The sequence below is a fragment of the Ideonella azotifigens genome (genome assembly GCF_006519715.1).
Classification (GTDB): Bacteria; Pseudomonadota; Gammaproteobacteria; order Burkholderiales; family Burkholderiaceae_C; genus Ideonella; species Ideonella azotifigens.
The window spans coordinates 1-13783 of the sequence record NZ_VIDT01000003.1; the positions used below are offsets into that span (position 1 = coordinate 1).

The window sequence follows — 13783 nt, forward strand, 5'->3', positions numbered from 1 at the left end:
TCGACCGCGTGCGCGACATCGAACCCGAGGACCTGCTCGGCCGCGAGCCGGTGCAACTGGACGAAGCCGGCATCGGCGAAGTGCTGCGTGGCAAGACAGTGCTGATCACCGGCGGCGGCGGCAGCATCGGCTCGGAGCTCTGCCGCCAGGTGGCGCGCTTCCAGCCGGCGAAGCTGGTCATCGTCGAACTCTCCGAGTTCAACCTGTACACCATCGAGCAGGACCTCAGCCTGCGTTTCCCTGCGCTGCCGCTGGTCAAGTTGATTGGCGACGTGAAGGACCTGGACGGACTGCGCGCCATCTTCGAGCGCGAACGCCCGCAGGTCGTCTTCCACGCGGCGGCCTACAAGCACGTGCCTCTGATGGAGGTCGACAACGCCTGGGCTGCGCTGCGCAACAACACGCTGGGCACGTACCACGCCGCGCTCGCTGCGGCCGAGGTCAAGGCGGAGCGCTTTGTGCTGATCAGCACCGACAAGGCCGTCAACCCGACCAACGTGATGGGTGCCACCAAGCGGGCTGCTGAGTTGGTGGTCTCCGCGATGGCCGCCGAACACGCCGGCACCCGCTTCATGGCCGTGCGCTTCGGCAACGTGCTGGGCTCGTCCGGCAGCGTGATTCCCAAATTCAAGCAGCAGATCGCTGCGGGCGGTCCGATCACCGTCACCCACCCCGACATCATTCGCTATTTCATGACCATCCCCGAAGCCGCGCGCCTGGTGCTGCAGGCCGCAGCCATCGGTGAAAGCGGTCAGGTGCTGGTGCTGGACATGGGTGAACCGGTGAAGATCGTCGACCTCGCCAAGACCATGATTCGCCTGGCCGGCCGCAGCGAACAGGAGATCCGCATCGTCTTCACCGGCTTGCGGCCGGGGGAGAAGCTTTACGAGGAGTTGCTGGCGGACGGGGACTTGACGGTGGCCACCGCAGTCAAGGAATTGCGGCTGGCACAGCTTGACGACTCGCTTGAAGGTGCGCGGCGATTGCTGGCCTGGGTCGCAAGTTCACCGGTGCAGTCGGCCGATCTGGTGCGCGATGCGTTGAGCACCCTTGTCAAGGAATACAGGCGGCATTAGTCGACGGGAATGCACCGAATGCCCGACAACAGTGTTGTTTTCATTTCTTAACCTTTGGGTCGGCAGCGATAATGCTCGATTTTGGGCCTAACCCGCCCGATCCGAGGGCTTGTTGCGCACCGAGTCCCTTTGTCGAGAGGAACGACATGTACGTAGATGATGGCGCCCGCGATTTGGGTGGCTCGCATCCGGCATCCAGCGCAGGTGTTTCGGAAGCATTGAGCCTGGATGATGTCCAGGAAGCGCAACGGATTGGCCTCGGTCCCTTGAGCTTCGCGCTCAAGCGTTTGTTTGACCTGATCAGCATCGTCGTGATCCTCGCCCTGTTCGGCTGGATCATGGTGCTTGTGGCCATCGCGGTGCGATTCAGCAGCGGGCCCGGTGTGTTCTATGGCCACCAGCGTGTGGGAAAAGACGGCAGGCTGTTCAACTGCTACAAGTTCCGCTCGATGGTCGCGAACTCGGATCAGGTGCTGAAGGATCTGCTCAACAGCAGCCCCGAAGCTCGCGCCGAATGGGAGCGCGATTTCAAGCTCAAGGACGACCCCCGCATCACGCGTGTGGGTCGCTTCATCCGCAAGACCAGCCTGGACGAATTGCCGCAGCTGTGGAATGTGGTTTGCGGCGAGATGAGCATCGTCGGGCCACGCCCTGTGGTGCAGGCCGAGCTTGATCGCTATTACGGCGATGCCAAAGCGCATTACTACAGCGTGCCGCCCGGCCTGACCGGCCTGTGGCAGGTGAGCGGTCGAAACAACCTCGACTACGACCAGCGCGTGCAGCTCGACAAGGCTTACGTGGAGAACTGGAACGTGTTCTCAGACTTCATGATCGTGATGCGCACGGTGAAGGTCATGGTGGGGCGCCACGGGGCTTATTGAGGGCAGGCGTTTGTGTCGGACTGCGCGCGGGTCAGCAGGCGACGTCAGTTGATCCTTGTTGATGACAGCGTCATCCAAAGGGCTACAATCTCTGTTCAATGGTTGAACACTTGCCTTCCGACGAACCGGAAACCCAAGGCGCGCATCTCGAACTGCTGAGCCTGATCGAGCAGCACCCTGAGTACTCTCAGCGGAGGCTGGCCCAGGCCATGGGCATCAGTCTGGGCAAGGCGCACTATCTTTTGAAGGCGCTGTTCGACAAGGGTCTGGTGAAGGCGGGTAACTTCAGGCGCAGCGACAGCAAATTGAGCTATCTCTATGCGTTGACGCCTGCCGGGGTCCGTCATCGCATGCAGTTGACCCAGAGTTTTTTGCGACGAAAAGAGCAGGAGTTCGAGTTGCTTCGCGCTGAGATCGACCGCCTGCGCACCGCTTTGGGCCAGCAGGCCGCAGGTTCGCGTTCACCCGATACCGTCAGCTGAGTCGCGCGGTTTTTTATTCATGACCACCGTAACCCTGGCCAGCGGCCTGCAGTTTTCCTCGGAGCCTGGCAACACCGTGCTGGATGCCGCGCTGGCCCAACAAGTCGTCATTGAGCACAGTTGTCGCACAGGTCGTTGTGGCAGTTGCAAGGCCAGGGTGATGTCGGGCGACGTGGGGTTGCTGCGTGAAGCTACCGCCTTGTCGCAGCAAGAAGCGGAAGCGGGCTGGATCTTGACCTGTGCACACGAGGCTTGCAGCGACTTGCTGTTGGACATTGAAGACCTCGGTGCATTGGCTGGTATCACGCCTAAGACCTTGCCTGCTCGCATCGCCTCGCTGGATCGTCTGGCGCCGGACGTGTTTCGCGTGGTGCTGCGCCTGCCGCCAACCGCGGCTTTTCGCTTTCTGCCAGGGCAGTACATTGACCTGACCAGCCCGACAGGCGTTCGTCGCAGCTACTCGATCGCAAGTGCTGCAACGAAAGCAGGTCAGCTTGAACTGCAGATCCGGCAAGTCGAACATGGCGAGTTCAGCCACTACTTGTTCGAGCAGGCCAAGGCCAACGACTTACTCCGCTTTGTCGGGCCGCGTGGCACGTTTTTCCTTCGTCCGGTTACCGGCCTAGACCTTGTGTTGTTGAGCACTGGCACAGGCATTGCGCCGATGCTGTCCATGCTGGCGCAAGTGGCCGAGATGCCGGCCGAATTGCAGCCGGCCTCCGTCACGCTCTATTGGGGCGGTCGCCAGCCTGCCGATCTTTACCTGGATCCCGCTGCGTCGCTCGCCACGCTGCGCTACGTGCCGGTGTTGTCGCGTGCGGATGCAGGTTGGACGGGGGCACGTGGTCATGTGCAGGACGTGCTGCTGGCCGAAGGCCGGGACTTGATGAATGCAGCGGTTTACGCATGTGGCTCGGAACAGATGATCCACGGCGCGCAACAGAAGCTGTTGGCGGCCGGACTGGATCCCAAACGGTTTTTCTTTGATGCCTTTGTCAGCTCCAACTGAGCCGGCATCTTTCCCCTGCAGGTGAGGACTCCAATGAAGGCAGTGATTCTGGCCGGCGGCCTGGGCACCCGGCTCAGCGAAGAGACGGCGACACGTCCCAAACCCATGGTGGAGATCGGCGGCAAGCCCATTCTTTGGCACATCCTGAAGATGTACTCCCACCACGGCATCAACGACTTCGTGATCTGCTGTGGCTACAAGGGCTACGTGATCAAGGAGTACTTCGCCAACTACTTCCTGCACATGTCCGACGTCACTTTCGACATGGCGCACAACAAGATGGAAGTGCACAGCAAACGCGCGGAGCCATGGAGCGTGACACTGGTCGATACCGGTGATGACTCGATGACCGGCGGCCGCTTGCGCCGCGTGGCCAAGTACGTTGAGAACGAGGAGGCCTTCTGCTTCACCTATGGCGATGGCGTGAGCGACATCGACATCTCGGCGTCGATCGCGTTCCACCGTGCGCACGGTAAGTCGGCCACGCTCACCGCCACCTTCCCCCCCGGCCGCTTCGGCGCGCTGGACATGAAGGACGGCCGCGTCAACAGCTTCCGCGAGAAGCCCAAGGGCGACGGCGCAATGATCAACGGCGGTTTCTTCGTGCTGTCGCCCAAGGTGCTCTCCGAACTGAAAGACGACTCGACCATCTGGGAGCAGGAGCCGCTGGTCAACCTGGCCGACCGTGGCGAGCTCATGGCCTTCGAGCACGGCGGCTTCTGGCAGCCGATGGATACGCTGCGCGACAAGCACCACCTCGAAGAGCTGTGGGCTTCCGGACGCGCGCCATGGAAGAAGTGGGACTGAGCCCGTGAGCGTCGATGCATCGTTCTGGCGCGGTAAACGCGTCTTCCTGACCGGTCACACGGGCTTCAAGGGCAGCTGGCTGAGCTTGTGGTTGCAAAGCCTGGGCGCCGAACTGCATGGGTTCGCCTTGTCGCCACCCACAGATCCGAGCCTGTTCAGGGAAGCGCGTGTGGCTGCAGGCATGGCCGGTACCACCGGCGACATCCGTGATCTTGCCGCGTTGCAGACCGCCATCAGCGCTTTCCGGCCGGACATCGTGATCCACATGGCTGCTCAGCCGTTGGTGCGCCTGTCGTATGCGGAGCCGGTAGAGACCTACGCCACCAACGTGATGGGAACCGTCCATCTGCTGGAAGCCGTGCGGCAAACGCACAGCGTGCGCGTGGTCGTCAACGTGACCACCGACAAGTGCTACGAGAACAAAGAGTGGGCCTGGGGCTACCGTGAAGACGAACCCATGGGCGGCTACGACCCTTACAGCAACAGCAAGGGTTGCGCCGAGCTTGTCTCCAGCGCCTATCGCCAGTCCTTCTTCCAGCAGGGCGGTCCCGCGCTGGCAACCGCACGCGCGGGCAATGTCATCGGCGGCGGCGACTGGGCGTCCGACCGCCTGGTGCCCGACATCCTGCGCGCATTCGAGCGCAGTGAGCCGGTGGTGATTCGCAACCCGCATTCCACGCGCCCCTGGCAGCACGTGCTGGAGCCGCTGGCCGGCTACCTCGTGCTGGCTCAGCACCTGTGGGACGGCGGCGCCTCGTTCGCCGAAGGCTGGAACCTGGGGCCGCGTGACGAGGATGCGCGCCCGGTGCAATGGATCGTCGAGCAGTTGGTCGACCAGTGGGGTCGCGGTGCCCGCTGGCAGCTCGACGGCGGCGCCCATCCACACGAGGCCAACTACCTGAAGCTGGACATCTCCAAGGCCCGCGCGCGCTTGGGCTGGCAGCCGAGCTGGCGCCTTGCAGACGCGCTGCAGCACATCGTCACCTGGCACCAGGCCTGGCTGGCCAAGCAGGACGTGCGCGCCCTTTGCCTGCAGCAGATAGCCCAATACACGAACGACTCGAAGACCATCGCATCATGACCGAAGCCCCGATCAATTTCGTCAAGAAGACCCCCGACCAACTGCGCGCCGAGATTTCCGCGCTGGTGCAGCAATTCTCGGACGTGGTCCACGCGCCGAAGCCCTTTGTTCCAGGCGAAAGCGCAGTTCCGGTCTCGGGCAAAGTGATTGGCGCCAAGGAGCTGCAACTGATGGTCGAGGCCAGCCTTGACGGGTGGCTTACCACCGGCCGCTTCAATGCGATGTTCGAGGAACGCCTCGCGAAGTTCCTAGGCGTGAAGCACTTGATCACCGTCAACTCGGGTTCGTCGGCGAACCTGGTGGCGTTCTCGACGCTCACGTCCGATCGGCTGGGCGACCGCGCGATCAAGCCGGGTGATGAAGTCATCGGCGTGGCCGCCGGCTTCCCGACCACCGTCAACCCAATCCTGCAGTTCGGCGCCGTGCCGGTGTTCGTCGACGTCGACCTTGCCACGCACAACATTGACGTCTCCAAGATCGAGGCCGCCATTTCGCCCAAGACCAAGGCGATCATGTTGGCCCACAGCCTGGGCAACCCGTTCAACCTGGATGTTGTCACCGCGATCTGCAAGAAGCACGGCCTATGGCTGGTGGAAGACTGCTGCGACGCGCTCGGTGCGAAGTACAACGGCCAGTTGGTCGGCACCTTCGGCGACATCGGCACGCTCAGCTTCTACCCGGCGCATCACATCACGATGGGCGAGGGCGGCGCGGTGTTCACCAACGACCCTGAGCTCAAGCTGATCGCAGAGTCTTTCCGCGACTGGGGCCGTGACTGCTATTGCCCGCCCGGCAAGGACAACACCTGTAACAAGCGCTTCTGCTGGAAGCTCGGTGAACTGCCAGAGGGCTACGACCACAAGTACACCTACAGCCACCTCGGTTACAACCTGAAGATCAGTGACATGCAGGCCGCCTGCGCGCTGGCACAGATGGACCGGGTCGAAGACTTCATCGCCGCGCGCAAGGCTAACTTCAAGTACCTGAAGGAGCGCCTGGCCAACTGCGCGCAGTTTCTGCATCTGCCCGAGGCCACGTCCAACTCCGAGCCGTCGTGGTTCGGCTTCCCGCTGGTGCTCAAGGACGACGCCGGCGTCAAGCGTGCCGACCTGATCAACTTCCTTGACCAAAGCAAGATCGCCACGCGCCTGCTGTTTGCCGGCAACCTCACGCGCCAGCCCTACATGATCGGGCGCAACTTCCGCGTGAGCGGCGAGCTGACGAACACCGACAAGGTGATGAGTCAGACGTTCTGGCTAGGTGTGTGGCCGGGTTTGACTCACGAACAGCTCGACTATGTCGTCGAGAAGCTCGAAGAGTTCTTCGGGCTCAATTTCTGATGAGGGCTGTTGCAATGCCGGATGATCGCCGTTTCCATCCTGGCCGACTGCGCCACACTGTTCTGGAGATGGCATACGCCGGCTCGACGGTGCACATTGGGTGTGCCTTCTCGATCGTGGAACTGCTTGCCGTTCTGTATCGCGATCATCTGCGGTATCCCGGTAACGATCCGAAGGCAGAAGGCCGCGACTATCTCGTCTTGAGCAAGGGACACGGCGTGATGGCGCAATACGCCTGCATGCGCGAGATGGGATGGATCGGCGAGACCGAGATCCAGAGCTATTTCTCGGACGGCACTCATCTCAAGGGGCTGTCCGACTCTCGCATTCCTGGCCTGGAAGTCACTTCCGGCTCGCTGGGCCACGGGTTTTCGGTGGGCGTCGGCATCGCGCTCGGTGCGCGCAAGCAAGGCACCGACCAGAAGATTTTCGCGATCGTGGGGGATGGTGAGCTCAACGAGGGTTCTATCTGGGAGGGCATGCTCTTCGCTGCGCATCATCGGCTCGACAACCTCATGATCATCGTGGACGAGAACGGGTTCCAGGCCATGGGCGCCACCGAGGACGTGCTCTCCCTCGGCAACTTGCGTGCAAAGTTTGAAAGCTTCGGCTTCAAGACACAGGAGGTGGACGGGCACGACGAGGCTGCTATTGACTCGGCCATTCGTTCGCTATGGGCGACCGCGCCCGGGCAGCCGAAGGCGCTCGTTGCCCGTACCGTCAAGGGCAAAGGAGTGCCCTTCATGGAGGACGACAACCGCTGGCACTACACCCGGCTGACAGCCCAGACCTTCGCCGAGGCCAAAGGGGCCCTCGGCTTGTCGGAAGGTTCGAAATGAGAGACGCTTTCTCCGATGCCTTGGTGCGACTGGCCGTCCAAGATCCTAAGGTGTTGCTGCTGACGGGCGACCATGGCTACGCACTGTTCGATGCTTTCCGCAACCAGTGCCCAGCTCAATACATCAATGCAGGCATCGCCGAACAGAACATGGTAGGCATGGCTGCGGGCCTCGCACGAGCGGGCTTTCGACCGTTCGTCTATGGCCTCAGTGCGTTCGTGCCTTTACGCGTTCTTGAGCAGATTAAGCTGGACATCGCGCACGACGGCCTGCCGGTCGTCCTGCTCGGCGATGGTGCCGGTTTTGTGTATAGCCACCTCGGTACAAGCCACCAGTCCACAGAAGACATCGCTTGCACGCGCGTCATCGCGGGGCTCGACGTGCTGTCACCTGCAGATCGACACGAAATGACCGCCTGCATGGCGCACGCTTACGCGGCCCGTAGGCCGGTATACCTGCGCATGGGCAAATCCGATCGTGGCGACGTACATTCTTCTTCATTGGCGCCGCTTGAAGCCGGCCGAATGATCCAAGTGCGCGCGGGCCAGCTGGATTTGCCGGCGTTCATCGCAACCGGATCTATGGTAAGAACCGCACTCGATATCGCTGAGCAGCAAGTCGATGCCGGTGTGTGGAGCGTTCCTTCCATCAAGCCCTTGGATGCAGCCCAGGTTGTGCGGGTGGCCCGCGACAGCCGTGGTGTTGTCGTGCTGGAGGAGCATTCGACTTATGGAGGCCTCGGATCCGCCATTGCGGAAATCGTTGGAGAACACAATCCCGTTCGGGTGATGCGAATTGGGGTATCCGACCGGTTCTCCGAGCACTGCGGTACGTATTCGTACCTCCTGAAGGAACATGGCCTGGATCATGACTGCGTGCTGGAGCGAATCCGCATGTTCATCGGGAGTACTCCGGCTTGAGCAGCGCATCTACTACAAAGCCCGACATCATGGTCGGCGATATCGACGCCATCGTTGCACGCGATCTCGACTGGCAGGTGCTTTCCGGCTTGCGCGTCGTGGTGACCGGTGCCGGCGGTTTCCTTGGGGGGTATTTGACGCGTACGCTGCTTGCGCTACACAGGCTTGGAAAGGTATCCCAACCCGTTCGCGTCGTGGCGCTGGTGCGCGATCTGGAACGTGCGCGACGGTTGTACGCTAATAGCCCGGATGCGCGGCTTCTTGAATTTGTGGAATGGGATCTTAACGAAATCGCCGTTCCTGAACTGGGCGACGTTCATTACGTTCTACATGCTGCCAGCCAAGCTAGCCCCCGCTTCTACGGAACGGATCCTGTTGGGACAATGCTCCCCAACACCGTGGGTACGGCTTCGCTGCTTGAGGCGCTTAGGCGAGGCGGCGATGCCCGTGGTTTCCTCTTTGTGAGCAGCGCCGAAGTTTATGGCGCAGTCCGAGCGGAGGAGTTGATTGGTGAGTCGAACTATGGTTTGGTCGACCCGATCTTGGTTCGCTCCTGCTACGCCGAGAGCAAGAGAATGGGCGAGGCGATGTGCGTTGCTTGGAACCATCAACATGGTGTGCCCACCTACATCGTGCGCCCCTTCCATACGTATGGGCCGGGACTGACGGCCAACGACGGGCGCGTGTTCGCCGATTTCGCTTTTAATGTCGCACGTGGCGAGAACATCGTCATGAACAGCGACGGCACCGCTCGGCGTGCCTTCTGCTATGCGAGCGATGCGACCGCAGGCTTTCTGACAGTGTTGCTTAAAGGCGAGCCGGTCGTGCCCTACAACGTCGCGAACTCGTCGGCTGAATTGTCGGTCATGGAGCTCGCCGACTTGCTTGTCGGCCTATATCCGGAGAAGGGCCTGCAAGTCGATCGTCGTGTCGACACCGGCGGCAAAGACTACCTGCCCAGCACCTTCAATCGGCTCGTCCCGGACACTGCGCGGATGGAATCGCTCGGCTGGAAGGCCGAGATATCCCCGGCCGTGGGGTTCAGGCGAATGATCGAAGCACATCAGCAATGACCCAAGGCGACACCATTGGCGTGCTTGCCGCGACCATTTCCCGCTTCGCGCCGCGCTTGATGCGCGGCGCGAATGCCATTTACGTCGTTGACGCGCGGTCGATGCGCAATGCCAGGAGTGTTTCGGAGACGCGAATGTCGCCTACGAGTACGCCACTGCACACGGTCGGGGCCCAATGACCGACGATGTTGCCATTTCTGTTGCCGCCCGGAGAGGCGGGCGGTTTGCCCACCTGCGCAGCGTGATTGGCCTTGATTTCCATGTCTTGGTAACTTTGATGTTCCGCAGCTGGACCATCCTGGCCGGCGCCGCGACGATGGTGCTGCTGCCGCTCTGGCTCACCCCGACGCAGCAGGGTTACTACTACACCTTCGCCAGCATACTGGCGTTACAGGTGTTCTTCGAACTCGGCTTCAACCAGATCGTGGTGCAGCTCGTCAGCCACGAGGTGGCGCATCTCGAGATCGACGCCGAGGGTGCGCTCCGCGGCGAGGCTGTCCACCTTGATCGCCTCGGCTCGCTGGCGCGGCTGATGCGCCGCTGGTATGCAGTCGCTGCCTGCCTGTTCGTGGCACTTGGTGGCCTGGCCGGGATTACGTTCTTCTCGCACAAGGGCGTGCTGCCGCCGTCGTCGTGGCTAGGTGCATGGCTGCTGCTGACCTGCGCGTCGGCGGTCAATCTCTACCTGAGCCCGGGGCTGGCGATGATGGAGGGTGCCGGGCGCGTCGGCCAGGTCGCGCGCCTGCGTCTGGTGCAGTCGTGCATCGGGTACCTGTGCCTGTGGTCGGCGCTGTATCTCGATGCCGGTCTGTGGGCGACGGCTGCTGCGCCTCTCGTCGGCGCGAGCGGGACCGGCTGGTGGCTGCGCAAGCGCGGCGACATGCTTCGTCGCGTGGCGTTGCGCGAGGTGCCGCAGGCCCATCGCCTGCTGTGGCGGCGCGACGTATTCCCGTTCCAGTGGCGCATCGCGCTCAGCTGGGTAAGCGGCTACTTCATCTTCAACATGTTCACACCGCTGGTGTTCTCGCGCGTGGGCCCGGTGGAGGCCGGCAGGCTCGGCCTCGCGCTGACCATGTTCAACGCGGTCTCGACGATCGGCATGAGCTGGATCAACGCGCGCAACCCGCAGTTCACGATGCACATCTCGCGCGGCGAGCGCGCAGCTCTTAATGCGCTGTTCGGCAATGTCCTGTTGCGGTCCTGCGTTGCGACGGCGCTGCTGTCGACCCTAGTGGCGGGTGGCGCCGCGCTGCTGGCGGTCGCGGGCGTGCCGGCGATGGCGCGCATCGCGTCGCCGGCTGTGCTGGCGTGCCTGGCCTGGGCGACGGTCGTCAACAGCGTCGTCTTCGGCGCGGCCGCCTTTATGCGCGCCCACCGCGAGGAGCCGATGCTGCCGGTCTCCATCGTCACGGCTGTGCTGACCGCAGCGGCCGCCTGGTTCGGCTCGCGCGTCGGCGTGCTGCCGATGATGCTGCTGTACGCGGTGGTGCCCACCTTCGTCACGCTGCCCTGGACGCTGATGCTCCTGTCCCGCTATCTCAAGAGAACTGCCTGACGTGTCTTCGACCCTCGACCTCGCGCGAACGCCTCCCGGGCAGGCCCTGCTGACGATCATCGTCCCCACCTACAACCGGGCGGCGAACCTCGAACTGTTGCTGCGCACGCTGAGGCAGGAGCTGGCGACCTGCGCGGACGCGGTGACAGTGCTGGTGTCCGACAACGCCTCGGTGGACCGGACGTCGGAGGTTGTGCAGGCGATGCAGTCCAGCTGGCCGGCGCTGGTCGCTCAGCGGCATGCAAGCAATCTCGGGCCCGACGGCAACTTCAGCTCGTGCGTCGAACGCGTGTCGACGCGCTGGTTCTGGATCATCGGCGACGATGATCTTCCCAAGCGCGGCGTGATCGCGCAGGTCGTCGCGCTGCTGCGCGAGCGTCAACCGTCGCTCGTTTACCTGCAGAGCGAGTGGCTGCCCCAGCTCACCGGACCCGACCAGGGCGAACCGGTTGGATGCCTGCGCGTAGAGACGATGCACGCCGAGGCGTTCGCCCATCGCGTGCACATCTGGTTTACGTTCATCTCCGGCATGGTCGTCGACCGCAACGCGCTGATGGGCGTGGTCGGTAGCTCCGCAATCACCCGCTTCACCGCGACCAGTCTGATCCAGCTCGGCTGGATCCTGCCGCTGCTGCGCACAGAGGGGAGGCGCTTCTCGTTCGTCGCCGACCGCTGCATGCTAGCCACTAAGGACAACTCCGGCGGCTACGCGCTGTTGACGGTTTTCGGAGCGAACTTCGCCCGGATTGTCAACGATTGTTTTGGCCGCGACAGCCGGATCGCGCGCGTCCTGATCCGCCGCAATCTGCTGCACTTCATGCCGGGCATCCTGTGGGGCGCCCGCAAGGGAGTTGCCGGCCGCCACGCCGCGGAGGACGCGTGGCCCGCGATGCGGCGCGAACTGGGCGACCAACCACTGTTCTGGTTGCTGCTCGTGCCGCTCGGTCGCTTCCCGGGCTGGCTCGCGCAGCCGTTCTACCAGAGCTGGCGCGTCTACCACCGGCTGACGCTCGAGCTCGACCGTCTGCGTCTGCGCGCAGCGGGTGCGAAGGCATCGCGATGAGCGGCGTGCTGTCAAAGGTCGCCGTCCACCTGCGCCGGCCGCTACCCGAGCTGGTCGCGTTCGCCGCCGACAAGCTGCGCTCGAGGCTCTGGCGCCGCCACTTGGCGCAAGTTGGGAGCCGCTTCCACGTGTGCCGCGGCGCGCAACTGCAGGGCGGTGAATGTATCCGCATCGGCGAAGGCTTCTACGCAGGACAGATGCTGTGGATCGAGGCGGTGCGCCGTTACCGGGAGTTCACCTTCGAGCCGCTGATCGAGATCGGCAACGGCGTGATCTGCAGCCAGCGCGTGCACATCGCCGCGACCGCACGCGTGACGATCGAAGACGGCGTGCTCTTCGGCAGCGGGGTCCACGTCACCGATCATGGGCACGGCACCTACCGGGGCGACACCCAGGATTCGCCCGACGTACCGCCCGCCCTGCGGCGACCTGCCACTGGCCGGCCGGTGCGCATCTGCCGCAACGTCTGGCTCGGCGATAACGTCGTGGTGTTGCCCGGCGTCACGATCGGTGAGGGTAGCATCGTTGGTGCGAACAGCGTCGTTTCCCGCGACCTGCCTATGCGCGTGATTGCCGTCGGCGCCCCTGCCGTGCCCGTCAAGTTCTTCGATCCTGTGATTGGTCGCTGGGCGACCATTCCCGACCATCCATGACCACCCTCGGCATTTGCATCCCGACCTACAAGCGGCCCGACTTCTTGCGCCGTTGCGTTGAGTCAGCCATCGAGTCGGCTGCAGGCCGACCGATCCGCGTGTTCGTGGCCGATGATTCGCTGACGGACGTGAACCGGCCAGTGCTCGACGCGCTGTGCGCCGCATACTCTTTCGTACACGTCCACCGCAACGAGCGCAACCTGGGTATTGATGCCAACATCCAGCATGTGGTCGACTTGTGCGACTGCGACTATGCGTGGCTGATCGGCGAGGACGATCTGTTCCTGCCCGGAGCGGTGGCCGCGATGCACGATAGGCTGCAGGGCCGCGACGACCCGTTCGTGTTCTCCAACTACCAATGGGTCACCGAAGACCATGCGACGGTGCTGGGCGTCGCATCGCCCGGGGCCGTGGACGGCGAGCGAGCAGCCGCCGACTTCATCCCCGAACTGCTTGCCTCTATCGGCTTCATCGGGGCGGTGCTCGTCCAGCGCGCCGCCTGGGGTCGTACGGACGCTGCGCCCTATTTGGGCACGTACTTCGCACACGTTGGCCGCATCGTCGACATGCTCGCGGCGCGGCCCGTTGTGCAGATATCGGCCGCCCCGTCCGTCGCCAACCGTTCGCAGGGCGAGGATACCTTCACCTGGAAGAAGGATTCGTTCGGCGTTTTCCTTGGCTTCGAGCGCATGTGCCGCATCGCGGCAGAGCGCGGGCCCGCGCTAGCGGGGGCGCTGCAGGATGCTGCCGTCAATTACCGCCGGGAGCATGCCTATCTTTCCCTGAAGTCGACGTTCCGGTTGCGCTCCCAAGGTGCCTTTGACCTGCGCCAGTTCCGCGTCTACATCGCCCCGGCGACGACGATAGAACCTTGGCGGAAGGCCTGGCTCCTCCTGCTCGCCTTGGCCCCACGTCTGCTGCTCAGGCCCTTCGCCCGCGCCTATGTTGCGTTGGTGGCCCGCCGGCGTCAGGGCGCCGCGTCCGTGGTGTGCTGACCTACCTAT

Annotated in this window: 14 protein-coding genes; all 14 read left to right on the forward strand. The window is 63.2% G+C overall.

Going from position 1 to position 13783, the window contains the following annotated elements; translation table 11 throughout:
- The coding region (locus FKP22_RS00490; RefSeq protein WP_141284123.1) for a UDP-N-acetylglucosamine 4,6-dehydratase family protein at window positions 1-1076 on the forward strand (1076 nt) is incomplete at its 5' end.
- A 146-nt stretch (window positions 1077-1222) separates the two neighbouring features.
- Window positions 1223-1957: a sugar transferase gene (locus FKP22_RS00495; protein ID WP_231011463.1), complete on the forward strand. Its 735-nt coding sequence runs from the start codon at window positions 1223-1225 to the stop codon at window positions 1955-1957.
- A 110-nt stretch (window positions 1958-2067) separates the two neighbouring features.
- Entirely contained in the window at window positions 2068-2439 is a 372-nt protein-coding gene (locus FKP22_RS00500) for a MarR family EPS-associated transcriptional regulator (protein ID WP_231011466.1), read from the forward strand.
- 19 nt (window positions 2440-2458) lie between these two features.
- Window positions 2459-3448, forward strand: coding sequence for an FAD-binding oxidoreductase (locus FKP22_RS00505; RefSeq protein ID WP_141284129.1), 990 nt, complete (start codon window positions 2459-2461; stop codon window positions 3446-3448).
- A 33-nt stretch (window positions 3449-3481) separates the two neighbouring features.
- Entirely contained in the window at window positions 3482-4255 is a 774-nt protein-coding gene (gene rfbF, locus FKP22_RS00510) for a glucose-1-phosphate cytidylyltransferase (RefSeq protein ID WP_141284131.1), read from the forward strand.
- Window positions 4256-4259: 4 nt separating this feature from the next.
- The gene (gene rfbG, locus FKP22_RS00515; RefSeq protein ID WP_141284133.1) at window positions 4260-5336 is read left to right on the forward strand and encodes a CDP-glucose 4,6-dehydratase; all 1077 of its coding nucleotides are present in this window, start codon (window positions 4260-4262) and stop codon (window positions 5334-5336) included.
- Window positions 5333-6676: a lipopolysaccharide biosynthesis protein RfbH gene (rfbH, locus tag FKP22_RS00520; protein ID WP_141284135.1), complete on the forward strand. Its 1344-nt coding sequence runs from the start codon at window positions 5333-5335 to the stop codon at window positions 6674-6676. The genes rfbG and rfbH overlap by 4 nt, the downstream gene beginning before the upstream one ends.
- A 14-nt stretch (window positions 6677-6690) precedes the next feature.
- Window positions 6691-7515, forward strand: a complete 825-nt coding sequence (locus tag FKP22_RS00525) for a transketolase (protein ID WP_141284137.1) — start codon at window positions 6691-6693, stop codon at window positions 7513-7515.
- Window positions 7512-8435, forward strand: coding sequence for a transketolase family protein (locus FKP22_RS00530; RefSeq protein ID WP_141284139.1), 924 nt, complete (start codon window positions 7512-7514; stop codon window positions 8433-8435). The genes FKP22_RS00525 and FKP22_RS00530 overlap by 4 nt, the downstream gene beginning before the upstream one ends.
- Before the next feature lie 29 nt (window positions 8436-8464).
- Window positions 8465-9508, forward strand: a complete 1044-nt coding sequence (locus FKP22_RS00535) for an NAD-dependent epimerase/dehydratase family protein (protein WP_141284141.1) — start codon at window positions 8465-8467, stop codon at window positions 9506-9508.
- Window positions 9509-9683: 175 nt separating this feature from the next.
- Window positions 9684-11063: a polysaccharide biosynthesis protein gene (locus tag FKP22_RS00540; protein WP_141284143.1), complete on the forward strand. Its 1380-nt coding sequence runs from the start codon at window positions 9684-9686 to the stop codon at window positions 11061-11063.
- 1 nt (window position 11064) lies between these two features.
- Window positions 11065-12126, forward strand: coding sequence for a glycosyltransferase family 2 protein (locus FKP22_RS00545; RefSeq protein WP_170200675.1), 1062 nt, complete (start codon window positions 11065-11067; stop codon window positions 12124-12126).
- On the forward strand, window positions 12123-12779 hold the full coding sequence (locus FKP22_RS00550; protein WP_141284147.1) for an acyltransferase: 657 nt from the start codon (window positions 12123-12125) through the stop codon (window positions 12777-12779). The genes FKP22_RS00545 and FKP22_RS00550 overlap by 4 nt, the downstream gene beginning before the upstream one ends.
- Entirely contained in the window at window positions 12776-13774 is a 999-nt protein-coding gene (locus tag FKP22_RS00555; RefSeq protein WP_141284148.1) for a glycosyltransferase family 2 protein, read from the forward strand. The genes FKP22_RS00550 and FKP22_RS00555 overlap by 4 nt, the downstream gene beginning before the upstream one ends.
- Window positions 13775-13783: the final 9 nt, after the last annotated feature.